Source organism: Ornithinibacillus massiliensis (assembly GCF_018310345.1).
Lineage (GTDB): Bacteria > Bacillota > Bacilli > Bacillales > Amphibacillaceae > Ornithinibacillus > Ornithinibacillus massiliensis.
Genome location: NZ_JAGXBY010000005.1, coordinates 275,931 through 299,074, shown reverse-complemented (window position 1 = coordinate 299,074; position 23,144 = coordinate 275,931). Strand labels below are relative to the sequence as shown.

Sequence of the window (23,144 nt, the reverse complement as noted above, 5' to 3'; positions counted from 1 at the left end):
AGATCCTAAGTCTAGCGCGTCTGCCAATTCCGCCACACCCGCATATTTAAATGGTGAGCCATGAAGGATTCGAACCTTCGACCCTCTGATTAAAAGTCAGATGCTCTACCGACTGAGCTAATGGCTCGAAAAAATAAGTTAATCCTTAAGTTAGTATTAGCGTCATCCATGGTGGACCCCTGCATCTTCTAGCTTATTCAAGATGTGTATGCTTCGGGGTTACTCGTAGCTTATTCGGTGGAAGTGTTGCTCGTTGCTCTACCGACTGAGCTAATGGCTCGTAGTAATGAATGATTCCAAAACCACTTTGTTAAAGATATCACAAACAAAAAATTGGCTGGGCTACCAGGATTCGAACCTGGGAATCACGGGACCAAAACCCGTTGCCTTACCGCTTGGCTATAGCCCAACAATTAAATGGCGGTCCGGACGGGACTCGAACCCGCGACCTCCTGCGTGACAGGCAGGCATTCTAACCAACTGAACTACCGGACCTTTATTTAGTTTATTAAAGAAATGACCCGTACGGGATTCGAACCCGTGTTACCGCCGTGAAAGGGCGGTGTCTTAACCGCTTGACCAACGGGCCATATTAGAATGGCGGAGAAGGAGGGATTTGAACCCTCGCGCCGGTTACCCGACCTACACCCTTAGCAGGGGCGCCTCTTCAGCCACTTGAGTACTTCTCCATATGGCTCCACAGGTAGGATTCGAACCTACGACCGATCGGTTAACAGCCGATTGCTCTACCACTGAGCTACTGTGGAATAATAATAACTTGTTTACTTATCCTGTCTTAACACAATTACTGTAATCTCGACCCCCTGCATCTACTAGCTTATTCTAAGATGCTAAATGCTTCGGGGTTACTCGCAGCTTATTCGGTAGATGTTTTGCTCGTCTCTACCACTGAGCTACTGTGGAATAATTTCAGCGACGAAAAATATCATATAACATTATTAATTTATTGTCAAGATATTTTATAAAAGTTTTTTCTTAAACTTCTATGTACATTTCGTCTGTTTTGTTAAGACTTTATATAATTTATCATGGCTAGTCCATTTCGTCAATCTATTTTTTGCGTCTGAATTTATAAACTTTTCCAGACTCTATTTTCTTCCTACTATATTGTTTTTTCATCTACTTTATTAAGGAAGCATTTTTTACTTCTACTAATCTCCCCCGACAAATACCACATCGATACTTTTTCATGTCCACTCTTCTTACTCTCCTATAAGTATGATGACAATTAGTACATTTATACTCATAGTTAAATTTATTTAGATTGGATTGAAGTGGTTTACAATGTCTTGGTGATCCGGTCTTTTGTAATAGAGCTCTAAATTCTGGATCTCTATGCTTATACCCTTTCCCTTCAATATGCAGATGATAATGACATAATTCATGTTTTATTATTCCAATAAACTCATCCTGGTCCGCTTCCACATAATATTTCGGATTTAATTCAATTAGTCTTTTTGCCGGTATATACCTACCACCAGTTGTCCGCAGACGATTATTAAATTTAACTTTATCAACAAAAGGTTTATGGAAAAATTCTATAGAGATGGAATGAACCAATTGTGTTAGTTCTTTCTCACTTAATAATTTCATTTGCGAAAACCCCCTTCATTTAAAGTATTATATTTCAAAACCAACCTATTAAACAAAATAAACTTCATCCTTAATTAAAATTATTATAATTAAAAATTGATTTTTGTTTATAATCCTTTATAATAGAATTTGAAAGTAATTATTATCAGATTACACGAAAGGAGGATAGTCTTGTTTACTTAATCCTAATAAGGGATTTTACTCAAACTATCTTTTTAGTAATCTATTAATTACTCTAATATTTGTATTTTATTATTTAGGAGGGACATATTCAATGAGTGAAGATAAGAAAAAGTTAACCACTGCATTTGGTGCTCCAGTACCAAATGATGATGATTCAAAAACAGCTGGTCCAAGAGGTCCACTATTAATGGAAGACTTCTGGTTCCTAGAAAAACTAGCTCACTTTGACCGTGAAGTTATCCCAGAACGCCGTATGCATGCTAAAGGTTCAGGTGCTTATGGTACATTTACTGTTACTCATGATATTACTAAATATACGAAAGCATCTATCTTCTCCGAAATCGGTAAGAAAACAGATATGTTTATCCGTTTCTCTACTGTAGCTGGTGAGCGTGGTGCTGCTGATGCTGAGCGCGATATTCGTGGTACAGCACTTAAATTCTATACAGAAGAAGGTAACTGGGATTTAGTTGGTAACAACACACCAGTATTCTTCTTTAGAGATCCTAAGCGTTTCCCAGACTTAAACCACGTAGTTAAACGTGATCCTAAAACTAATATGCATAGTGCACAAGCAAACTGGGATTTCTGGACTAGTATACCAGAAGCTCTTCACCAAGTAACAATTGTTATGAGTGATCGTGGTATTCCTGCAACATACAGACATATGCACTTATTCGGAAGTCATACTTACAGCTTAATTAATGCTGATAACGAACGTGTATGGGTTAAATTCCACTTCCGTTCTCAACAAGGTATCAAAAACCTAACAGACAAAGAAGCAGAAGCAGTAATTGGTAAAGACCGTGAAAGTCATCAAAGAGATCTATTTGAATCAATCGAAAAAGGTGACTTCCCTAAATGGACACTTTACATTCAAGTAATGACTGAAGAACAAGCTAAGCAAGTACCTTACAATCCATTTGACTTAACTAAAGTATGGTATAAAAAAGACTTCCCTCTAATCGAGGTTGGTGAGCTTGAGCTTAACCGTAACCCTGAAAACTACTTTGAAGAAGTTGAGCAAGCAGCATTTGCTCCAACTAACATTGTACCTGGTATTGGTTTTTCACCAGATAAAATGCTTCAAGGTCGTCTATTCTCTTATGGGGATACACAACGCTATCGTTTAGGAGTTAACCACTGGCAAATTCCAGTTAACTATCCTAAAAATGCGAAGAACTTCAATCCATACCATCGTGATGGCGCTATGCGTGTAATTCCACATGGTAGTCAAGTTTCTTACAGCCCTAACAGCTACGGAGAATGGCAAGATAGTAAGGAGCATCAAGAGCCTGCATTACAGCTTGGAGCAGATGTAGACTATTATGATTTCGATAAAGATGATGATAACTACTTCGAGCAACCAGGTAAGTTATTCCGTCTTATGACTCCTGAAGAGCAACAAAGATTATTTGAAAACACTGCTAACAACTTACAAGGAACTACAAAAGAAGTACAATTAAGACACATTAACCATTGCTACAAAGCAGATCCAGCATATGGTGAAGGTGTTGCTAACGCACTTGGTATTTCCATGAGCGAAGTAGAAGCTGCAAGTGAAGTAGAATAATAAAAGCACACTATGAAAGACGGCTGGATATTTTTCCAGTCGTCTTTTTTATTGTGGCTCGTGTTGTCTTAGTAGTATTTAGCATCTATCGTTTAGAAGAGTTATTCTGCTTCATATTTAGATGGATACGCATCACGTATCCCATCATTAAAGCAAAAAACGTTATGAGAATTCCTCACAACGTTTTTTGCTTAGTATATATCGGACTACTATACATTAATTTTAACTTTCCTTCACCATGGACAAAGCGACTCTTCCTTTATGCACATCAACACTTTCAACCCAAACTGTTATAACATCACCAACAGATGCTATATCCATTGGATGTTTAACAAAGGTATTTGACATCTTAGAAATATGCACTAGGCCATCCTGTTTTACTCCAATATCAACAAACACTCCAAAGTCTACCACATTTCGAACCGTTCCTTGTAGCTCCATTCCTGGTTTTAAATCCTCAAGGGACAAGACATTTTTCTTTAACAATGGTTGAGGAAACTCATCACGTGGATCTCGTCCAGGCTTACTCAATGCTTCCATAATATCTTCTAATGTTGGTTCACCAATTTCTAGCTGTACGGCGGTTTCCTTTTTATTAAGAGAGGCAAGCTTCTCTTTTAACTTATCGGAGCCAATATCGTCAATCTTGCAATCAAGCATAGCTAGTAGCTTTTCGGTATGATCATAACTCTCTGGGTGGATTGGTGTTCGATCTAGTGGGTTATCTCCATCAATTATTCGTAAGAACCCGATTGCTTGCTCATATGTTTTAGCGCCTAATCTTGGAATCTTTTTCAACTGTTTACGATTGGTAAACTTACCATTTTCATTGCGCATCTTCACAATATTCCCAGCCACTGTTTTACTTAAGCCGGATACATATTGGAGTAATGATCTAGATGCTGTATTTACATTGACCCCCACTTGGTTTACGGCTGTTTCTACAACAAAGGTTAGGGATTCATTTAACGCTTTTTGACTTACATCATGCTGGTATTGTCCAACACCAATCGATTTCGGATCAATTTTCACTAGTTCTGCAAGTGGATCCTGTACACGTCGAGCAATCGATGCCGCACTTCTTTCCTCTACCTGTAAGTCAGGAAATTCTTCCCTCGCTAATTCAGATGCAGAGTAAACACTTGCCCCCGCTTCATTTACAATAATATACGGAATATCTAGGTTGTGTTTCGTAATAATATCTGAAATAAATTGCTCTGTTTCACGGGATGCTGTCCCATTACCAATTGCAATTAATTCGATAGAATACTTCTTTATATATTCCATTACTATCTTTTCTGCACCTGCGACGTCATTTTTTGGTGCAGTTGGATACATGACACCTACTTGATGTAATTTACCAGTCTCATCAATCACAGCTAGCTTACAGCCTGTCCGAAACGCTGGATCTACACCTAATACCGTCCTTCCCTTTAATGGTGGCTGTAATAAAAGATTTTTCAAATTGGTACCAAAGACAGAAATTGCTTGTTCCTCCGCTTTTTCTGTTAATCCAGCTCTAATTTCTCGCTCAATCGAAGGTTCAATCAAACGTTTGTATGAGTCTTGAATAGCAACCTTGATAATGTCTACAATTTCTAGCTGTGTTTTATGTTTCATGATTTTCCGCTGTAAGTATCCAATAATCGCATCAACAGGAGGAACAATGGAGACTTTTAATACGTCCTCTTTCTCTCCTCGGTTTAGTGCTAATATTCTATGGGAAACAATCGAACGAACAGCTTCACTATACTCATAGTACATTTCGTAGACGCCTTTTTCATCTTGCTCTTTATTCTTCACCTCTGATTGTACTAGACCTCGCTTGAATGTCTCGTTCCGAATGTACTCACGGAATTCTGGCTCATCTGAGATCCATTCTGCCATTATATCGTTTACACCAACCAACACGTCCTCTACAGTGTGTAACTCGTGTTCTTCTGATAGATACTTCCCTGCTTCAGCTTGGACATCCATTTCTTGTTGCTTCCAGACTAATTCAGCCAAAGGCTCTAATCCTTTTTCTTTTGCAATGGTTGCCTTAGTTCTTCTTTTCTGTTTATAAGGTCTATAGAGATCTTCAACTCGTTGTAGCTGTGTTGTAATTCTTATCTCGTTTTCTAATTCTGGTGTTAATTTCCCTTGTTCATCAATTAAACGGATAACCTCATCTTTTCTTTGGGCGAGATTAAGGGCATAGTTCCATTTATCCTGGATCGATTTAATTTGGACCTCATCAAGTCCTCCAGTAACCTCTTTACGATAGCGAGCAATAAATGGTACTGTATTTCCCTCTTCTATTAAAGCTATTACTTTATGTACAACAGTAGAATGAATAGCTGTTTCTTTGGAAACCCATTGGGCTAATTCTTGATTTAAACCTTCTGACATTGTAGTTCCTCCTTTACACAAACTCTATTCTATCAAAAATGAAATCTAAATCCTACAAACTCCATTACACTTCCCTTATAACATTAGGGTATTGATTTCGTTTTTTATACAGTAACGGTAGGTATTGAACGTACTTAGAAGCCTCAATCAAAAAACACTCAAAAAGGCAGCTGCCCAAAAGTTAGCGTAAAATTCTAACCCTTGGGCACCACGACCAAATTGAGTGTTATCGATTGCTAGCTTATTCGATATCATTATCTTTATTCTCATAGCGAATAGCAATCAAGGTTGTATCATCTTTTCTCGGGGTTCCACTTCTTAGTGCAAAAGACTTTGTGATCCTCTCTACTTCCGTACCAAAGAAGTAATTATCGGCTAGCTCTTGATTCGTAACGCCATCCGTGTACATAATAAAATTCATCTCACTCTCGAGAGGCTCACGAATAACCTTAAAGTCTCTTTTGTATCCTGCTAGATACCCTGCGCTAGGTACATTTCGCTTTCTTTTATTCTCCCCAGTAACTGTTATGACACCAACATTCCCAATCGTGGAGATAGAATAGATTCCGGACATAAAATCAATTTTTAGAATAGCTAAGACTGTGCCGCGTTTTCCAAACAATTGTTCATTACACTTTTGGACTAGTTTTTCAACGGAGCAGTTCATATTTTCTTTAATAATATTTATTACGATATCAGATGATTCTTTGGCATATTCTCCACTACCTAAACCATCTGCTAGGGCACATATAAATTCACTTTCAGTTTCACAAAAATAGTAACTATCTCCACATTCATTATTACCATTTTTTGCTTCCTGAAAAACAGCTACCTTTACTCGGTTCATGACAATTACAATACCTCCGCACTATCTGAGTTAATTGCTTCACGGAGTTTCTTTAACGACTTACGTTGTAAACGTGAAACATGCATTTGTGATATTCCTAATAATTCACCGGTTTCCTTTTGACTCATATTTTGAAAATACGTACAACGGATAATTTGTTGTTCACGATCATTTAAAATGGGAAGTATCTTTTCTAATAGCATCTTGTGGTCAATTTGCGAATATCCATCTTCATCAGTACCTATCATATCTAGTATAGCTATTGTACTCCCATCTGGAGTTCCCTCAATACTACGATCAACAGATAACGCTTTATAGCTTTTATTCATTTCCATTGTTTCTAGTATCTCTTCCTCAGAGACTCCAAGATATTCGGAAATTTCCTTAACAGTGGGTGATTTTTGATTTTTAGTGGTTAGTTCATCAGCGGCTTTCTTAATCTTAGGACCTAATTCTTTAATTCTTCGTGGAACATGAACACTCCAAGTTTTATCACGGATAAATCGCTTTATTTCTCCAACTATTGTAGGAATAGCAAATGATTCAAATGTTTTACCATATGAGGCGTCAAATCGCTTAATAGCTCCTAATAAACCTATCATACCTACTTGAACTAAATCTTCATGAATCATACTATTTCTAGAATATTTTCTAGCAATCGATTCTACTAGTTCCTTGTAGGTAAAGATTATTTTCTGTTGGGTTTCCTCGTCTAAAGGGTTTTTCTGAAGTAGTTCAATCCATTCATATACCTCATCTCTTCCCTTATTGTTCGGTTGAGACGTGGTCGTCATGTAACCCCACCCCTAATTTCTCAAGGTATTTCGTCATTAGAACAATGACACCTGAATTATTATATATTTCGACTTTATCCATTAATGTATTAATTAAAAATAACCCAAAACCCCCTTCACGAAGATTTTCAATCGACTCGTTACTATCGTAAGGTCCTATTTCCGCCTTAATTTCATTAAGATTAAAACTTCCTCCATGATCTGCTACCATAACTTCTAATCGGCTCTCATATACGCCAAACCCTATGGTTACTTCTCCATCATCCTGTTCCCCATATGCATGATTAACGACATTGGTCACTGCTTCAGAAACAGAAATTTTGAGATCCTCAATATCCTCATAGGTGAAGCCCATGCGGTTTGCAATTCCGGAAATACATAATCGTATAACACCTACGTATTCCGGCTTTGCTGGGAATTTCATTTCGATAAAATCAAACGATTCCATTTATTCATCCACACCTCGAATCGTAGAGTTTATGTCCATTATTTCGTGTAATCCAGTTATTTGGAATAAACGAAATACTCGATCTTGTAAATTTATCAACATTAATTGGCTTTCATACTCTTTCGATAACTTCAGAGCATTTACAAATACCCCTAATCCCGTACTATCCATATAAGTTACATTACTTAAATCAACTTCTAGGGATGTTCCTTGCTGCTGTAATAATGGGAGCAGTGTGTCTTTTAACTTAGGTGCTGTATAAACATCAATTTCTCCAGATAAATGAACTATAGATTTATCAAGACCTTCATCTATTTGGATTTGTAGATTCATAGTTTTCCCCCTATAACACCGATATTCGTAAGTACATCACGAGTGTTTGTTTTCCTTATTCCCTTTACACGCTAATATTAAACCACTTTTTTCAATATAACTAAGGTAAAATCATCCCGTAATTGAAAGTTTTGTAATCGTTCAAAATGACGATAAACTTGATTGACAATCTCTTGCGCAGGCAGGTGCATATATGACTTGATGACTTCTAACACTTCATTTCGTTCGATAAAAACGTCACCTTTTCGACATTCCGTAACACCATCTGTAAGCAAGACAATCATGTCACCTTTTTCGATTTCTAATTCGTATTGGGAATAGGTAGTATCAGGATTGACCCCTAATACTAACCCTTTTGCTTCGAACTCTCTAAAGGTATTATCTTTACCACTGTAAAAAAAGCCTGGCTCATGCCCTGCTGAAGAATAATAGAGCTTACCAGATCCCGGTTTATATTGTGCATAGAACATCGTAATAAACATACTAGGGTCAACATTTCGTTCTACCACTCTATTTAGGCTAGCTAGTATTGCATCGGTAGACATCTCACTTTCCGGAAAGCTATCCATCGCGTATTTAATCATGGACATAGACAATGCTGCTGGTATGCCTTTTCCAATGATATCGGCAATAGCAATACTAATCGATCCATCTTTCCCTTTAACAAAATGATGATAATCGCCATTCATTTGATTTGCCGGAACGCTAATAACACCAATATCCAGGTCATCCGTTTTAGGAATGGCAGATTTTAATAACATTTTTTGCATTCTTGCAGCAACATGAATCTCAGATTTGATTTCCAGCTGTTTTTCTCTGAGAAGCTGGTATTCTTGATGTGCTAGACCATATGAAATCATCGTCTCCAATAAGAAATTCATCGAAGTCTGAATTTGATCATGTAGTTCAGGGGATATTTCTAATAATGCTTGGATATGTAAGTTAACAATCTCTTCTGGTAAAATATTATTTTTAATAAAGGACTTTGAAATTTGTTCAGCTCCATATAATGCTTGCTCATCTTGTGTTTCTATATACCCCTTTAGTAAATCCTTATAGTTCCTAGCAAATAACTCTCTCGTATCCATCTTGGCCTCTCCTATTCTATTATTAAGAACTAAATTTCAAGTTCAAACAGTTGAGTAAACTTTGTTGATAATAAAGAAGCTTTAGATACTGAAAGGTTTATCTAACCCATTTGGCGGTTATGATTCTCGTGCCTTTTCCAACCTCGGATTCAATATCAAATTCGTCCATTAATCGCCTTACACCAGGTAACCCTGCACCTAGCCCTCCGGATGTGGAAAAACCATCCTCCATTACCTGACTTATATCTTTAATTCCCGGGCCATTATCTTGCGCTACGATAGAGATACCTTTATGATCTAAAGATTCCAATACTTCAAAGTAAATCTCACCTTCACCGGCATACAAATATATATTTCTCGCAAGCTCGGATATTGCTGTCGTAATACGGGCTTGGTCAACCGTACCAAATCCTAAGCTTTTTGCAATTTCTCGCCCCATTTGACGAGCGGCAACAATATCCCACTCTTTCATTATCTTCACACAGGATTGGGATTTCATCATCTATTCCCCCAATTCCTGATGCAGCTTCATTAAGCCCTGTTCAAGATCCAATGCGGTCGGTACATTTTGTAGATGAATACCTAATTCAATTAACGTCATAGCAACCGCTGGTTGAATTCCAGTTAAGACAACTTTAGCCCCCATTAGGTCTGACATCGAAACTACATCTCCTAACACCTTTGCAATAAAAGAATCAATAACTTCCACCGAGGTTAAATCAATGACAACCCCTGTAGCTTCTGTTGAATGAATTTCTTTTAATAAATCCTCTTGGAATTGAATAGCTGTTTGGTCATCTAGTTCGGTTTGAATAGAGATTAATAAATAATTATGTAGTTTCAATATTGGAATGCGCATGACCTTTTTCACTCCCTTTATCCAATCCTAGTAATTCATCAATGCTTTGAGCTTTATTATCCATCTCAACAATTGATTTATTGGTAACTTCTAATGCTAGCAAGAAACCCTTTTTAAGCGTGCTCTTTGTTGGTAGATTTGAGAAGTTAATGCCTAAATTCACAATGGTTTGGGCAATTTCCGGACGTATTCCCACTAGAATACATTTGGCACCAAGTAATCTGACTGCTTCCGTAGCTTGAAATAAATGATGTGCAACCATGGTATCTACAACTGGTACACCTGTAATATCAATTAATACCACTTCCGCATTATGACGCATAACCCCTTCAAGAAGGTTTTCCATAATGAATTTCGCACGTTCCGTATCAATTGTACCAATTAACGGCATAATCGTAATATTATCCATCACTGGTATAAGCGGAGCAGACAGCTCCTGTAGCGCAATACGTTGCAAGGATACAACATGCTCCCAGCTAACAGAGTACTCATTCACGAGTTGTCTAATAATCGGCTGCACCCAGGACTCCACAGTATCTAGTGTCTCGGACATAAATTCACTGTCCAATTGTTCAAATTTATTTAATATTGTATGTGTTGTAACTTTACTAAACACCAATAGACCGTCTGTAATATAACTCAATGGCCATCCTAATTTAATGATTCGATCTGAAAAATCTTTTACTATTTTAGTTGAGCCGGTACCTTTGATACTACTTAATATGACATTTACAAATTCTTCATTATTATTTTCGAATAACTCATCCGAAATATCTGCTGTGTAATTTTCACTTCTAAGCTTGTTAATTTCCTTTGACCATTCCCTAATAATCTCTTCACTATTTTCAATGGCAATCTTCCTCAAATCTTTATTCATTCGAGCAACCCCCGATAAACCAAAAATATTATAAATATTTTCACATGTTATGTTTATTATAGCAACTATATTCATTTTCACAAAAGTTTATCTATATATGCGAGTTATTTTACGAATCATCATTTTAAAAGTATTCGATATAATTTGGACATAAAAAAACTCATAAGTTTATTAATATAAACTATGAGTTCTATTGACCATACATATCCTTAAGCCCAAGGCTTATTTCTAGTGCATGATTGATTTTTTGCATCATAACTTCGTCGAGTTTGGTAATTTTATCTGTTAGTCGCTGCTTATCTAACGTTCGAATCTGCTCTAAAAGAATAACAGAATCTCTATCAAATCCATATCGTTTCGCATCAATTTCTACATGGGTGGGTAGTTTTGCTTTCTGGATTTGAGCAGTGATTGCAGCAACGATAACAGTTGGACTGAATCGATTTCCAATATCATTTTGGAGGATTAGTACCGGACGAACGCCCCCTTGTTCTGATCCAACTACAGGGGATAAGTCAGCGAAATACACTTCGCCTCTTTGAACAATCAAATTCTACACCCCGATCACAGAGCGCTCTAAAGTAATTTCAGCCTCCTCTTCAGCCTGAAAAGCTTCTGAAGCAATAGAGAGATTGATTCTTGCCATTTCTTGATAGCCTTTTTGCATGGATTTATAAAAGTTTTGGATATATTCCTCTTTCTTAGTTTCAAGATAATTTCTAGTTGCCTGACATATGAAATCACTAAGATCTCTGTTTTCTCTCTTCACTAATCCATCCACCTCATTTAGTAGGTTTTTCGGTAGCCGTACCATGATTTCCTGTGAGCTTTCTGACAAAACCAAGCACCTCCGCCAACTTCCTGAACGATCGTTACTATTTTTCTATATTTAATCAAATTTAATAATATCATTGTCTAGCTGTAATTGCAAAGGCTTATCAGCATTTTATTGAAATAAATTGGGTATAAAAGCCCGGTAATACGAATCTAACTTCTAGGCACTTTACATTCCATTATTCTATATAGATTCTTGGTACTCTTTCATTTATCATACAAGGTATCTCATAACTTATTGTATCCAAATAAGCTGCAACCTCATCCATCTCGATACAATCATTCCCTTGCTCCCCTATTAAGGTAACCTTTGTTCCGATTGGATATGATTTATCCAGTCGTATCATCATTTGATCCATGCATATTCGACCAACTATAGGCATTCGCTTTCCATTTACTAAAACGCTCATTCCTTGTAGCTTCCTATTCCATCCATCACCATAACCTATTGGAATCGTGCCAATCCATTCATCCTCCTCGGCAACATAGGTTCTACCATAGCTAACAGATTCACCCGGTTTTATTGATTTGACGTGAATCAGTTTACTATGTAAGGAGAATGCCGGTTTTAAAGAAATATGATTTTCCTCTTTTACATACTTCGAAGGATACAACCCATACATGGATATGCCAAAACGAATGGAATTATGCATAATTTCCGGAAAGCGTATGGAGGCAGCACTATTGCCGACATGAATCGTAATGGATTCTTTCCAATATTGTTTAAATAACGTTAGCAATTGCTCCATCCGCTTCGTTTGCTCATGGTAGTAAGCCAAATCACTTTCATCTGCAGTAGCAAAATGAGTAAATATTCCGGTTAAGTTTATATCACGATTCTTCTCTATTTCTTGTAACATACCTACTAACTCTTCTTCTGTCCGTACACCAATCCTACCCATTCCAGTATCCAATTTTAGGTGAACATGTAGAGGCTGCTCTAGGGTTAACTCGTTTACTTCTTTTAGCCAATCCTCTTGAAAGACGGTTAAGGTGATATGATTTTTGGCTGCAATTGGTGCGTATACCGCAGGAACTCCTCCTAATACTAGGATCGGCGCTGTAATGGAGGCTTTTCTAAGTGTTATAGCTTCTTCTAATAAGGCTACTGCTAATCCATTTGCTCCTGATTTAATTGCTTTTTGGGCTATTGGGACTATTCCATGCCCATATGCGTTTGCTTTTACAACTGCAATAATATTACTATCTTGCGGTAGTTTTTCCTTTATTTGCATGATATTATACTTAATTGCTTGAAGATTTATTTCAATCCATGTATCGCGATACATTTCTCCTACCACAATAATGCTCCCTTTCTTTTCAATCATTTTACATTCAAGAAAAAGACGATGATATTTTTTAGACAACGCCATTCTTCCTATGCATGAAATTGGCTATGTTTACTATTATTATTACTTATTATAAAATAAAAGCAGACTCTTATCTATGAGCCTGCCCAAGTTTATGATTATTTTACGTTATGTCCTTGTACGGACTGTGCTACTTCTACCAATTCTTCTCTTGTTAGCTGATCACTAGCTAAGTAGAAATTCGATCCATTATAGTCCCATTCAACTGCATTTTCCGATAATGCACCAATAGCACCGAATCCAAGGTTGACGATATCTCCTTCAACTTCTACCGGGGACTGTAATGTCTCCACTACATTCCGCTTTTCTTGTACTAGTGTAAAATTCTTTTCTCCAGTGAAGGTTGAAATAATTCGTTTTCCATTCTCCAGGTCTACTTCAACTTGCTCAGCCAACTCGGCTCCTACTGTTTGAATTGGTACCATAACCTCTAATTCATCTATAACACCATCTCCAGATGTCGGAACATCCTCTGGGGTTGCACTTGCCATATTTTCTTCAATTTCAAAATCTTTATCATTAAAACTAGGGTTTAATTCAAAACTATTAAATTTCACTTCCACAACAGCATTACCATCCGTATCTAATACTTTCACAAGCGCCGGCGTATAGTTTTCTTTATCAAAGTAAATTTCTTGGTATGGTAAATTGTTGTTACTTTGATAATTTGTTTTTGTCTTAAAGATATAGTGGTTTTCATTAGAAGTAAATTCTGCTTCTTCATCATTTGCAATGTCCTCTACTAAGGACTGATATAAATATGGCTGACTACTGTTATCTGGCCAATCCGACTGAAATTTAAAACTCTTCTTCAGCTCTGGTGTAAGAACAAATACACCGTCTTTGTTCTTAAGAATAATTTGACTACCCTTATCCTGTTGATTGTTACTCAATGCTACACGATAGAAGTCTTCTTTCTTATGCCATACATCGATTTTGAATAGCTGTTCCTCTTGTCCCGTATTCATTTTCATTTCAACATTTGCTTTGTATCCAGCTAAATCTGCAACATTACTGCCCAGCTTTTTAACAACATCTTCTTGTGACTGTTCACCACACGCAGCTAGAACTAATACAATACCGAATACAACTATCATCCATAAACGAGATTTTTTTATCATGGACATAACTCCCTTGTCTAAAATTACAAACCTACTCTTTAGGTTTTACGATTTATACAAAGGGAACTGATTACACCGAAAGAATATACGACAGACCATACACACCCATTATGAAGACAATACGATCATCCTATCCAACCACCCTCTCTTTCTTTTCCGTTAGTTTTGCATACATAATCTCCCAATACATCTTGTTACTTGGGCCAGCTTGTTCTATTGGTGCTTGGTCATATCGTTGCTTCTTTTGCGGTGAACAATGTTATAGCTTGTTCCCTCCTGCCCGCAATAAAATATATGAGACAACCTCCATAATTATGCAGATGATAATCGATTAACAAGGAACTTTAGACTTCAATCACCACTTGAGCAACAGCATATTCTCTACTATGAGTAATGGAGATAAAAATATTCATATGCTCTTCTTTAAAATACGTTATACAGGGCGCGCCTTTTTCATCATTCAAAACCTCGATATCTTGGAAACTTAACTCGCCTATACCTGTTCCCATTGCCTTTGAAAAAGCCTCTTTGGCAGCAAATCGCCCTGCAATAAATTCTACTTTTCTGCTTTCACTTTGGAGTAAAGCAAATGTTTGTTTTTCTTTAACGGTTAAGATTCGTTCTATAAAGCGATTATTATTCATTAGGTTGCTTATTCTATCAAGTTCAATAATATCTATTCCGATTCCTTTAATCATTTTAACATTCTCCTAACATGAAAGATGCCATACGCTGTTGTTTATGTAAAAATAGTATTATAGTAATCTAATAATGTACATAATAATATAATACCCGAGCAAGCTTTAAAAATACTTTAGTTAAAACCCGATATGAAAGAGGGGAAATAATGTTTATTCGAAATGAGAGAAGTATTAAAGAGTTTATTCGATACTATCCGGTAGTGTCGACGATTATTATCATCCATATACTTACATGGCTTCTAGACATCATACCGATTGGGTTATTCAATCAATTATACCATTTAGGAGTTGGGAGTCATTGGGGGTTACAAAATGGGGAATATTGGCGATTTATAACACCAATTTTTTTACACGGTGGACTTACACATATGCTATTTAATTCATTTTCTCTAGTATTGTTTGGACCTGCACTAGAGGAAATGTTAGGTAAAGCAAAATTCTTATTCGTATATATCGGTGCTGGTGTGCTTGCAAACATTGCCACCTTCATTATCCACCCTTCGATTCTGTATTCTCACGTAGGGGCTTCTGGTGCGATTTTTGGGCTATTCGGTGTCTATGTATTTATGGTGGCATTCCGTAAAAATCTGATTGATTCCCAAAGCTCCCAAATTGTAATGGTCATTTTCATTATTGGTATCATCATGACTTTCCTACGTCCGAATATTAACATCTATGCCCATATCCTTGGATTTGTGGTGGGATTTCTTATCGCCCCTCTAGTCCTTAATGGAGCACGTCCGTATTATCCGCCGCAATACAGAAAAAGTTATGACGATGATGGAGAGATTCGCTTTGATCCGAACCGATGGAAGAAAAAAAGGTTTTCTAGAAAAACAAAACAAAATTTCCTATGGACTATTATTATTATCTTAGTAGTCATTGGGGTTTTATATAATGTGTTTTAACTTATCGAGGGGGGTTAGCCCCCTCGATAAGAATACCAATCCGCTAAGGTATCAGCATCCTTTAAATCCAATTCTTTTACATGATAATGTTTTCCTTGCCCCATCTTCCCTACGATAGACAACTGTATCGTTGCTAAATTTTCTCGCTTATGAAGGATATGTTGTTTTTTATTAAATGCTTGAATCCGTTTATGATACAGCATCATGGTAACTTTATTAAAATTACGATAGCGAATTAGAAGTTTATTCCCTGTTATTTGATATGCCGAGTCCTTATACTGAAGAATCCCTAAAAACACACTTAGTACAAACACAACACTCGGAATCCATGCAAACTGTGGAAACATATACAGAACAACGCCTAATACCAATAGCGGTATGATTGCTGCCCTTACGAGATAATATTTAAGTGAGCGCTTCGGCAATTGGATTAGCTCTGCATCGTCGGGTCTATATTCAGGTAACAATTTAGTCAGGAACTCATTCACCTCTTTTTTCTTCATAATAGGAAATAGTACCGTAGAAAAATCTTCCCCTTTTTCATTCGATCCACCTGCAATTTCTGCTATTACCGTCACATACCCGAATGGTTGTCTAATTAGATTTTCCACATAACCGACCGCTTGAATTCGTTTTAGTGGAATTGTAATTAATTTTTTCTCTAGTAGTCCACATGTTATGACAATATCTTCGTCCACTTTAGCTATGGTGAAATTCCAATATTTCAGCATTACTCCCGCAATTCCTAATAACCATAGAGAAAGAATCCCCCCTAAAGCCATGAGAGCCATTATCAACATTCCCAATCCAACAAGCCACGTATATGCACTATCGTAGAAATTAGTAGGTATAAACCGTCCCATTTCGGAAAACGCAGCCCCCGCAACGGCCAATAACACCCCTATACTACCTGAAGTAGCCCCAGCAAGAATAAGGCGTTTTCTAGTAATCGTTACGGTTGGGGGTTGTTTTTCTTCCTCCAGTTCTTCAGCCGGTTCCTTTTCCGTAATAGTGGATTTTAACTCCGACCGTAATTCCTCCCCTTCGACAAACGTGACGGTATTAAGTGATGCTTCTGCCTCTTTACCAGTACCAGCTGTTTCTATCTCCACTTTTACTAATTTAAATATTCTATGTAAGATGTTTTGCGTTAGATCGATCGATTGAATTCTATTTTTAGATATATAACGCTTCTTCCGTATAATCACACCGTATTCCAGTTTTAATTCATCACCTTCCACACGGTATGTAAATCGTTTCCAGGATATGTAGCTTGCGAAGATTAATAGTACGATTAGCGCTACGACAGCTAAAATAGCATATAAAATATCGATATTTACTAACGTAACAAAAGCAATGACAAATAAGAAAAACATATCCTTCACACTATTTATCAAATTAAAAATAATAGTAGCAGGGTGTAATCGTTTTTGCTCAGACATCATCCTCATCCACCTTTGCTAGTGAGGAAATTTTATCTCGCAAATCTGAAGCAATTTCATTTGATAATGCCGGTATTTCATGTGTAGTTGCCGCCGTTGAAATAGATACACTAGCTAGATTAAAGTGTTTCAGAATCGGCCCTTGCTTCGTCTCGACATGTTGGACACGAATCATTGGAATAAGCGTTCTGGAAACAATTAATATCCCATGCTGAATATAGATTTCCTGTTCAAATACTTCATAACGCCATCTTTTCCATCGCAAGTTTGGGATTAGGAAAACGGTGATTATAGTACTTAAAATACTAATTCCAAATGCAGCTAGGACAATCCAAATTGGAAAATCATTTATGAAGTGTAATACTAAACCTACAATTGCAAGTAGCCAAACTATTAATTCGTATAGGATAGCTGTAATTTGCCATACTTTTATCGCATCTCGTGAAATCCTATGAACCGGTGGCTTTCTCATATAATCTCTTCCCCCTAATTAATGATAAAAAAAGCCCCTATTTTACAAGGAGCTTTTTTCTAGTTGATTAGTCACGGTTTCTTCTTTTTTGAAAATTCCCTTTGCGGTTTCGTCCACCCTGGCTTCTACCACCTTGGTTTTTTCCACCGCCTTGATTGCGTTTCCCGTAATAACGTTTGTTGTTAGAACGACCTTTTTCTTGCTGAGCTTTTTTAACACTGATAGGTGCAACTCCAGAAATTTGTACTGGAACATCTCTTCTTTCCTTCGTTAGCATTTTCAATGCAGCAGCAACGATGGTTACAGAATCATGTTCTTCTAGTAATTCATTTGCTGTTTGATGATATGCATCAAGTTCGTTCTTTTCGATGGTTTTTAAGATTTTTTCAACTGTTAATTGTTGTTGACCAATACGTGCTTCCTTATTAGTTGGAGGAACCATTCGTTTCATTTTACTTTTCGTAACCTTCTCAATTAATCGAAGGTGAGCCATTTCCCTTGGTGTAATAAATGAAATTGCTTCTCCAGTACGTCCTGCACGTCCAGTACGACCGATTCGGTGTACATAGCTCTCCGGGTCCTGAGGGATATCAAAGTTATATACATGGGTAACACCTGAAATATCAAGTCCACGTGCCGCCACATCAGTAGCTACTAACACATCTACTCGTCCATTTTTAAATTTATTTAACACAGACATACGCTTTCCTTGTGTTAAATCACCATGTATTCCTTCTGATCTAAATCCTCTAGCCTGCAAGCCTTCTGTGATTTCATCAACACGTTTTTTCGTTCTACTAAATACAATTGCCAATTCAGGATTTTGCATATCCAAAAGATTGGTTAACGTATCAAACTTGTATTTTTCTGGTATTTCCACAAAGTGTTGGACGATATTTTCTACTGTCATTTCCTTTGCTTTAACCTTAACCTCTTTTGGCGTATTCATTAAGTTCGTTGCGATATCGCGAATTTCTTTTGGCATAGTCGCTGAAAATAATAGCGTTTGTCGCTCACTAGGTACTTGTTTTAGAATTTCACGAATGTCATCAATGAATCCCATGTTTAACATTTCATCCGCTTCATCTAAAACAACCGTGTGTACCGTATTAGCACGAATTGTTCTTCTTCTGAAGTGATCCAATAATCTTCCAGGGGTTGCTACGACAATTTGAGGACCGTCTTTTAACGAACGGATTTGTCTGTCCATAGGTGCACCGCCATACACTGGAAGAACACGAACTCCTTTAAATCTACCTAGACGGTTTAATTCTTCAGCAACTTGGATAGCTAACTCTCTAGTAGGAGCTACAACTAGTCCTTGCACCTTTCTTTCTGCTGTATCGATTTTTTCAAGCATTGGGATTCCAAAAGCAGCAGTTTTACCTGTACCTGTTTGTGCTTGCCCAATGACATCATGACCCTCTATTGCAAGAGGAATAGTTTGTGCTTGTATTGGTGTTGCTTCTTCAAACCCCATTTTTTCTAATGACTTCATAACCGGATTTGAAATTCCTAATTCATTAAATGTTGTCACGCTTACTAATTCTCCTTTGTACAAATATTATATTTTTTAGCGTTTGACTTGCCGTGATGCTTGTACCGAGAATTACATCACCCATTTATCTTATCTTATCCATTTATCCGAAATCTTACCTGTTTCCAAAGATACGAACTCGTCCTCAAGATAATGCAATTTGAATATGCTTCAATTCACAGAAAGTGGAAAAGGCTTAAGCCTGAAAGGAAAAGCCCTATGATTTTCATCTTATAACGTACTCTCCTAGTTCTTAAGGAGTCTCTTGACGCCTGATTTATAATCAGGCAATAAGCACCGTGGCAAATTAACCGTTAGTCTATGATAACATACGAATAATGGTAAGAGCTAGTTGCAAATGATTTTTCCATTGGGGCATGATAAAATAAGAAATTAAGTTGAAGTAAAATATCACAGAATTAATTCTTTAGGAGGCAAGAGAATGAGAGTTCCTCCATTCAATCCATACATAGCTGTTGTAATTGGTGTGTTATCTGTTTCCACATCAGCAGTACTGGTTAAACTAGCCGGCAATGCTCCAGCAGCAATCATTGCCAATTACCGTTTATTAATCGCCGTCATACTAATGGCTCCGATTATGTTCCTGAAGTATCGCCATGAATTTAAGTTAATTACGAGAAAAGATTGGCTATTATCTACCCTTGCTGGGATCTTCTTAGCATTTCATTTTATTCTCTGGTTTGAATCTTTAAATTATACATCGGTTGCAAGCTCCGTAGTACTTGTAACACTTCAACCGATATTCGCTTTTCTAGGAACATATCTGTTCTTTAAAGAACGTTTCACATCAGGGGCAATTATTAGTATGATTATCGCCCTTCTCGGTAGTGTCATTATAAGCTGGGGAGACTTCCAGATTAGTGGAATGGCGTTATTCGGGGATATTTTGGCCTTCATTGGCGCAATTGCGATTACGGCCTATTTCCTATTAGGGCAAAATGCCAGAAGAAGATTATCCTTAATGACCTATACGTTTGTTGTCTATAGTGTTAGCTCCATTACATTAATTATCTATAATGTTCTGTTGCAAAATCCATTCACCGGATATTCAACTAATTATTGGCTAATTTTCTTAGCATTAGCCATTTTTCCAACCTTCTTTGGACATACACTATTTAATTGGGCATTAAAATGGTTAAGTACTTCTACCATTAGCATGGCAATTGTGTTTGAACCAATTGGAGCATCTGTCTTAGCCTATTTTATTTTAGGGGAAAAAATTACCTGGTCACAATGGCTCGGTGGAACGATTGTCATCTTCGGATTATTCTTATTCATCCTGAGTACTAATAGAAAATCAAGTGTTACCATTCATAAAAAAGTTCAATAAGATATCACTAGGTTTACAAGTAAATAAACGATATAATAATAGCAATATACGTTAAAACCAAAGAAATAAGGTGATTCAATGTCAATTCAATTAATGACTGATGGCGGTGCAGATATTCCGAAGGAGCTTATGGAACTTGCCGATATTAAAGTGATTTCATTATATTTAAACTTTAAGGATACGCAATATAAAAGCGGTGTAGAACTTGATCTCCCTAGCTTCTTTAAAAAAATTGAAGAAACAAAAGAACTTCCCCGTTCAGCAGCACCTAGTCCTAATGATTTTTATGAAGGATATAAAGAGATTGATCCTGCTAAGCCGATTTTAATGATTAGTTTATCGAGTGGTTTAAGTAGTACTTATGAAAACGCTGTAGCCGGGAAGCAATTACTATTAGAAGAAGAACCTGATAGAAAAATCGAAGTCATAAACGCTCGTACAGCCTCTGCGGGGCAAGCATTGCTCCTTTTCGAGGCATATCAGAAGATACAAGAGAATTATTCACTGGAGGAGCTAGTTCTTCACCTGAACAGTAAAGTTAAGCAGACGGCAACCCTATTCGTATTAAAAACATTAGAAAACTTGGTCCTAGGAGGCCGAATTGATAAGGTGAAAGGAACGTTAGCAAAAACACTTAATATTAAGCTGTTGATGAAGGCTAGTGATGAAGGAACGATTGAGGTCGCCGAAAAGGTACGAGGTGACAAAAAGTCCATCCGTCGTTTTGTCGATCAAATTGGGGAATATGCGAAGACATTTGAAGATAAAATATTAGTCATGACCCATTACAACGCAGCTGAACGTGCCAAGTCCGTATTACATGATATAAAAACGAAATATCAATTTAAGGAAACATATTTAACAGAAATGGGTCCATTAATCTCTACCTATGGCGGAGAAGGAGCTTTAGTTATTTCTTTCTTTAGGGATTAAATTAACAACTACGATTCAATAAAGAGATTGAGACAAAATGAAAAGTCTCAATCTCTTCTTTTAATTTGGGATCGCCATTATCCTTGTCAGAAGATCTAATCATAATCCTTTACGCTTAGCTATATTAAAACTTCACTACGTTCAACCGGCCGTTCCAAAAACTCAAATACTATCCGATTCAGAGCATCCTTATCATTGCCTAAACAGATTAAATGTCTAGACCGCTCAAAAAACACAACTTCCTTCCATTTCGCAGGAATTTCCTTATCTAAATAATATGCAGTCTTATACGGTACTAAGCTATCCATCTGTCCCTGTGCAATCAAAACTGGTGACTCCACATTTTTAAGATATTTTCTCGTCAACTTAACCAGCTTTAAAAACTCAATATTAGCCTTTAACGGGACACTGCCTAACTTCCTTTTGTAATGACGATATAGCTTATTTTGCCCAAGTTTTCCAGTAATGCCATCTTTAATGACATCCCCGATGTCAACACTAATACGCTTCAACGATAAGTACTTTCCTGCAGTAGCTAACAATACTAGCTTTTCAACTTTATATTTAGCTGCTAAATACGCGGCTATCATTCCCCCCATTGAAAAGCCAATAAGATAAATCTCATCATATTTTTCCTTTAAATGATTTAAGGAAGCTTCTGCAGAATCAATCCAACTCTTATAATTTACATTTTCAAGAGCTAACTTTTTCCCATGTCCAGGTAAAGTCGGAACTGAGATATGCCAATCTGTATGTTCTTGTAAATAATCTGTTAATGGCTCCAGTTCATGGGGCCCACCAGTAAAGCCATGAATAATTAAACAAGCTATCATGTGATTTATTCTCCTTTATGAAAAACGTATTAAAGAGCTTACGTGTACTTTTCTTTTGCCCTAATTAAGCGAAATTAATTCAGTTAGCTCTCTATTCCCGCCTTGTAAATAATCGCATTTCATTAACGGAAAGTTTTCATAAAGTCGCCAAATTGTTTGAGAATTGGCGATACTTGATGATATGTGTTTGCAATTTGGCTCACAGTAGTTAACACCTTATCTAAATTCACTTGCCCACCTTGATTTTGGAATGGCGTCGTTGTTGCATTTTGTTGCTGGGCTTGTTGATTAGCTCCTTGGGATTGGTCCAAATTAGCATACCAGTCCTGTGGTTGCTTTGGTTTGGCAAATTGTTCAAATGGTGATTGATACTGTTCATATAGGTTTACATAGTGCTGTTGATATGGAGTCGATTGGAAAGGTTGTTGGGTTGGCTGATGATGGTAGTAATTAGGCGGATTTACCGGTTGTTGGTATGGAGGGTAACCAAATTGTCGCATAAATAACACACCCTTTCCTTAGCCTTTTTCTATAATTTATGCAGATAGCTAATGTTTTGTGTGTTATTAGCTTATTGTGTTGGAGGAAATTATCATTATTGGAACAACTCTTATATCTCTAGTCTGCTAGTAATG

General features: G+C 37.0%; 24 protein-coding genes and 6 tRNA genes. 4 read left to right on the top strand and 26 right to left on the bottom strand.

Annotated elements, in window-relative coordinates; all coding sequences use genetic code 11:
- Nucleotides 1-51: 51 nt before the first annotated feature.
- The 7 genes from KGF86_RS15345 to KGF86_RS15315 all read right to left on the bottom strand — a co-directional run bounded on the left by KGF86_RS15345 (nucleotide 52) and on the right by KGF86_RS15315 (nucleotide 1,614).
- Nucleotides 52-127, bottom strand: a tRNA-Lys gene (locus tag KGF86_RS15345).
- A 207-nt stretch (nucleotides 128-334) separates the two neighbouring features.
- Nucleotides 335-409: transfer RNA gene (locus KGF86_RS15340), tRNA-Gln, on the bottom strand.
- Between the two features lie 9 nt (nucleotides 410-418).
- A tRNA-Asp gene (locus KGF86_RS15335) sits at nucleotides 419-495 on the bottom strand.
- A gap of 22 nt (nucleotides 496-517) precedes the next feature.
- Nucleotides 518-589 (bottom strand) — tRNA-Glu (locus KGF86_RS15330).
- A 9-nt stretch (nucleotides 590-598) separates the two neighbouring features.
- Nucleotides 599-689: transfer RNA gene (locus KGF86_RS15325), tRNA-Ser, on the bottom strand.
- 3 nt (nucleotides 690-692) lie between these two features.
- Nucleotides 693-767: transfer RNA gene (locus KGF86_RS15320), tRNA-Asn, on the bottom strand.
- Nucleotides 768-1,140: 373 nt separating this feature from the next.
- On the bottom strand, nucleotides 1,141-1,614 hold the full coding sequence (locus KGF86_RS15315; RefSeq protein WP_186869701.1) for a SprT family protein: 474 nt from the start codon (nucleotides 1,612-1,614) through the stop codon (nucleotides 1,141-1,143).
- Between the two features lie 274 nt (nucleotides 1,615-1,888).
- On the opposite strand from KGF86_RS15315, the gene KGF86_RS15310 reads away from it, so the two are divergent.
- Complete coding sequence (locus KGF86_RS15310) at nucleotides 1,889-3,370, top strand: catalase (protein WP_211742368.1); 1,482 nt, start codon at nucleotides 1,889-1,891, stop codon at nucleotides 3,368-3,370.
- Between the two features lie 222 nt (nucleotides 3,371-3,592).
- On the opposite strand, the gene KGF86_RS15305 is transcribed toward KGF86_RS15310, so the two are convergent.
- The 14 genes from KGF86_RS15305 to acpS form a co-directional block, all read right to left on the bottom strand.
- Nucleotides 3,593-5,761 carry a Tex family protein gene (locus tag KGF86_RS15305; RefSeq protein ID WP_211742367.1) on the bottom strand — a complete coding sequence of 723 codons (2,169 nt, stop codon included), beginning with the start codon at nucleotides 5,759-5,761 and terminating at the stop codon, nucleotides 3,593-3,595.
- 241 nt (nucleotides 5,762-6,002) lie between these two features.
- Nucleotides 6,003-6,608, bottom strand: coding sequence for a PP2C family serine/threonine-protein phosphatase (locus KGF86_RS15300; protein WP_186869697.1), 606 nt, complete (start codon nucleotides 6,606-6,608; stop codon nucleotides 6,003-6,005).
- Nucleotides 6,609-6,613: 5 nt separating this feature from the next.
- Nucleotides 6,614-7,402, bottom strand: a complete 789-nt coding sequence (gene sigB, locus KGF86_RS15295; protein WP_186869696.1) for an RNA polymerase sigma factor SigB — start codon at nucleotides 7,400-7,402, stop codon at nucleotides 6,614-6,616.
- A complete protein-coding gene (gene rsbW, locus KGF86_RS15290; RefSeq protein ID WP_186869695.1) occupies nucleotides 7,374-7,850 on the bottom strand; it encodes an anti-sigma B factor RsbW in 477 nt (158 codons plus the stop codon). Before rsbW ends, sigB begins: the two co-directional genes overlap by 29 nt.
- Nucleotides 7,851-8,183 carry an anti-sigma factor antagonist gene (locus tag KGF86_RS15285; RefSeq protein ID WP_211742366.1) on the bottom strand — a complete coding sequence of 111 codons (333 nt, stop codon included), beginning with the start codon at nucleotides 8,181-8,183 and terminating at the stop codon, nucleotides 7,851-7,853.
- Between the two features lie 77 nt (nucleotides 8,184-8,260).
- Entirely contained in the window at nucleotides 8,261-9,271 is a 1,011-nt protein-coding gene (locus KGF86_RS15280; RefSeq protein WP_186869693.1) for a PP2C family protein-serine/threonine phosphatase, read from the bottom strand.
- A gap of 97 nt (nucleotides 9,272-9,368) precedes the next feature.
- Nucleotides 9,369-9,770 carry an anti-sigma regulatory factor gene (locus KGF86_RS15275; RefSeq protein WP_186869716.1) on the bottom strand — a complete coding sequence of 134 codons (402 nt, stop codon included), beginning with the start codon at nucleotides 9,768-9,770 and terminating at the stop codon, nucleotides 9,369-9,371.
- Nucleotides 9,771-9,773: 3 nt separating this feature from the next.
- On the bottom strand, nucleotides 9,774-10,130 hold the full coding sequence (locus tag KGF86_RS15270) for an STAS domain-containing protein (RefSeq protein ID WP_186869692.1): 357 nt from the start codon (nucleotides 10,128-10,130) through the stop codon (nucleotides 9,774-9,776).
- Nucleotides 10,102-11,007 carry an RsbT co-antagonist protein RsbRA gene (locus KGF86_RS15265; RefSeq protein WP_186869691.1) on the bottom strand — a complete coding sequence of 302 codons (906 nt, stop codon included), beginning with the start codon at nucleotides 11,005-11,007 and terminating at the stop codon, nucleotides 10,102-10,104. The genes KGF86_RS15270 and KGF86_RS15265 overlap by 29 nt, the downstream gene beginning before the upstream one ends.
- A 190-nt stretch (nucleotides 11,008-11,197) precedes the next feature.
- On the bottom strand, nucleotides 11,198-11,557 hold the full coding sequence (locus KGF86_RS15260) for a type II toxin-antitoxin system PemK/MazF family toxin (protein WP_186869690.1): 360 nt from the start codon (nucleotides 11,555-11,557) through the stop codon (nucleotides 11,198-11,200).
- A 3-nt stretch (nucleotides 11,558-11,560) separates the two neighbouring features.
- On the bottom strand, nucleotides 11,561-11,845 hold the full coding sequence (locus tag KGF86_RS15255; protein WP_186869689.1) for a CopG family ribbon-helix-helix protein: 285 nt from the start codon (nucleotides 11,843-11,845) through the stop codon (nucleotides 11,561-11,563).
- Nucleotides 11,846-12,020: 175 nt separating this feature from the next.
- Nucleotides 12,021-13,208, bottom strand: a complete 1,188-nt coding sequence (alr, locus tag KGF86_RS15250) for an alanine racemase (protein WP_343221464.1) — start codon at nucleotides 13,206-13,208, stop codon at nucleotides 12,021-12,023.
- A gap of 101 nt (nucleotides 13,209-13,309) precedes the next feature.
- A complete protein-coding gene (locus KGF86_RS15245) occupies nucleotides 13,310-14,332 on the bottom strand; it encodes a LolA family protein (RefSeq protein WP_186869688.1) in 1,023 nt (340 codons plus the stop codon).
- Nucleotides 14,333-14,676: 344 nt separating this feature from the next.
- Nucleotides 14,677-15,030 carry a holo-ACP synthase gene (gene acpS / locus KGF86_RS15240; RefSeq protein ID WP_186869687.1) on the bottom strand — a complete coding sequence of 118 codons (354 nt, stop codon included), beginning with the start codon at nucleotides 15,028-15,030 and terminating at the stop codon, nucleotides 14,677-14,679.
- 149 nt (nucleotides 15,031-15,179) lie between these two features.
- Between acpS and KGF86_RS15235 the strand changes: the two genes are divergently transcribed.
- A complete protein-coding gene (locus KGF86_RS15235) occupies nucleotides 15,180-15,941 on the top strand; it encodes a rhomboid family intramembrane serine protease (protein WP_211742365.1) in 762 nt (253 codons plus the stop codon).
- A gap of 14 nt (nucleotides 15,942-15,955) precedes the next feature.
- On the opposite strand, the gene KGF86_RS15230 is transcribed toward KGF86_RS15235, so the two are convergent.
- The 3 genes from KGF86_RS15230 to cshA form a co-directional block, all read right to left on the bottom strand.
- The gene (locus tag KGF86_RS15230; protein WP_186869685.1) at nucleotides 15,956-17,383 is read right to left on the bottom strand and encodes a PH domain-containing protein; all 1,428 of its coding nucleotides are present in this window, start codon (nucleotides 17,381-17,383) and stop codon (nucleotides 15,956-15,958) included.
- Nucleotides 17,376-17,855 carry a PH domain-containing protein gene (locus KGF86_RS15225; protein ID WP_186869684.1) on the bottom strand — a complete coding sequence of 160 codons (480 nt, stop codon included), beginning with the start codon at nucleotides 17,853-17,855 and terminating at the stop codon, nucleotides 17,376-17,378. Before KGF86_RS15225 ends, KGF86_RS15230 begins: the two co-directional genes overlap by 8 nt.
- Nucleotides 17,856-17,922: 67 nt before the next feature.
- Nucleotides 17,923-19,392 (bottom strand): degradosome RNA helicase CshA, encoded by a 1,470-nt coding sequence (cshA, locus tag KGF86_RS15220; RefSeq protein WP_186869683.1) that lies wholly within the window; start codon nucleotides 19,390-19,392, stop codon nucleotides 17,923-17,925.
- Between the two features lie 442 nt (nucleotides 19,393-19,834).
- Here cshA and KGF86_RS15215 point away from each other — a divergent pair, with 442 nt between their 5' ends.
- Nucleotides 19,835-20,743: a DMT family transporter gene (locus tag KGF86_RS15215; protein WP_211742364.1), complete on the top strand. Its 909-nt coding sequence runs from the start codon at nucleotides 19,835-19,837 to the stop codon at nucleotides 20,741-20,743.
- A 78-nt stretch (nucleotides 20,744-20,821) separates the two neighbouring features.
- Entirely contained in the window at nucleotides 20,822-21,676 is an 855-nt protein-coding gene (locus tag KGF86_RS15210; protein WP_211742363.1) for a DegV family protein, read from the top strand.
- A gap of 119 nt (nucleotides 21,677-21,795) precedes the next feature.
- Here KGF86_RS15210 and KGF86_RS15205 read toward each other — a convergent pair whose 3' ends face one another.
- Together KGF86_RS15205 and KGF86_RS15200 are read right to left on the bottom strand one after the other, a co-directional pair.
- Nucleotides 21,796-22,509, bottom strand: coding sequence for an alpha/beta hydrolase (locus KGF86_RS15205; RefSeq protein ID WP_186869680.1), 714 nt, complete (start codon nucleotides 22,507-22,509; stop codon nucleotides 21,796-21,798).
- Nucleotides 22,510-22,631: 122 nt separating this feature from the next.
- Complete coding sequence (locus KGF86_RS15200; RefSeq protein WP_186869679.1) at nucleotides 22,632-23,009, bottom strand: YppG family protein; 378 nt, start codon at nucleotides 23,007-23,009, stop codon at nucleotides 22,632-22,634.
- Nucleotides 23,010-23,144: the final 135 nt, after the last annotated feature.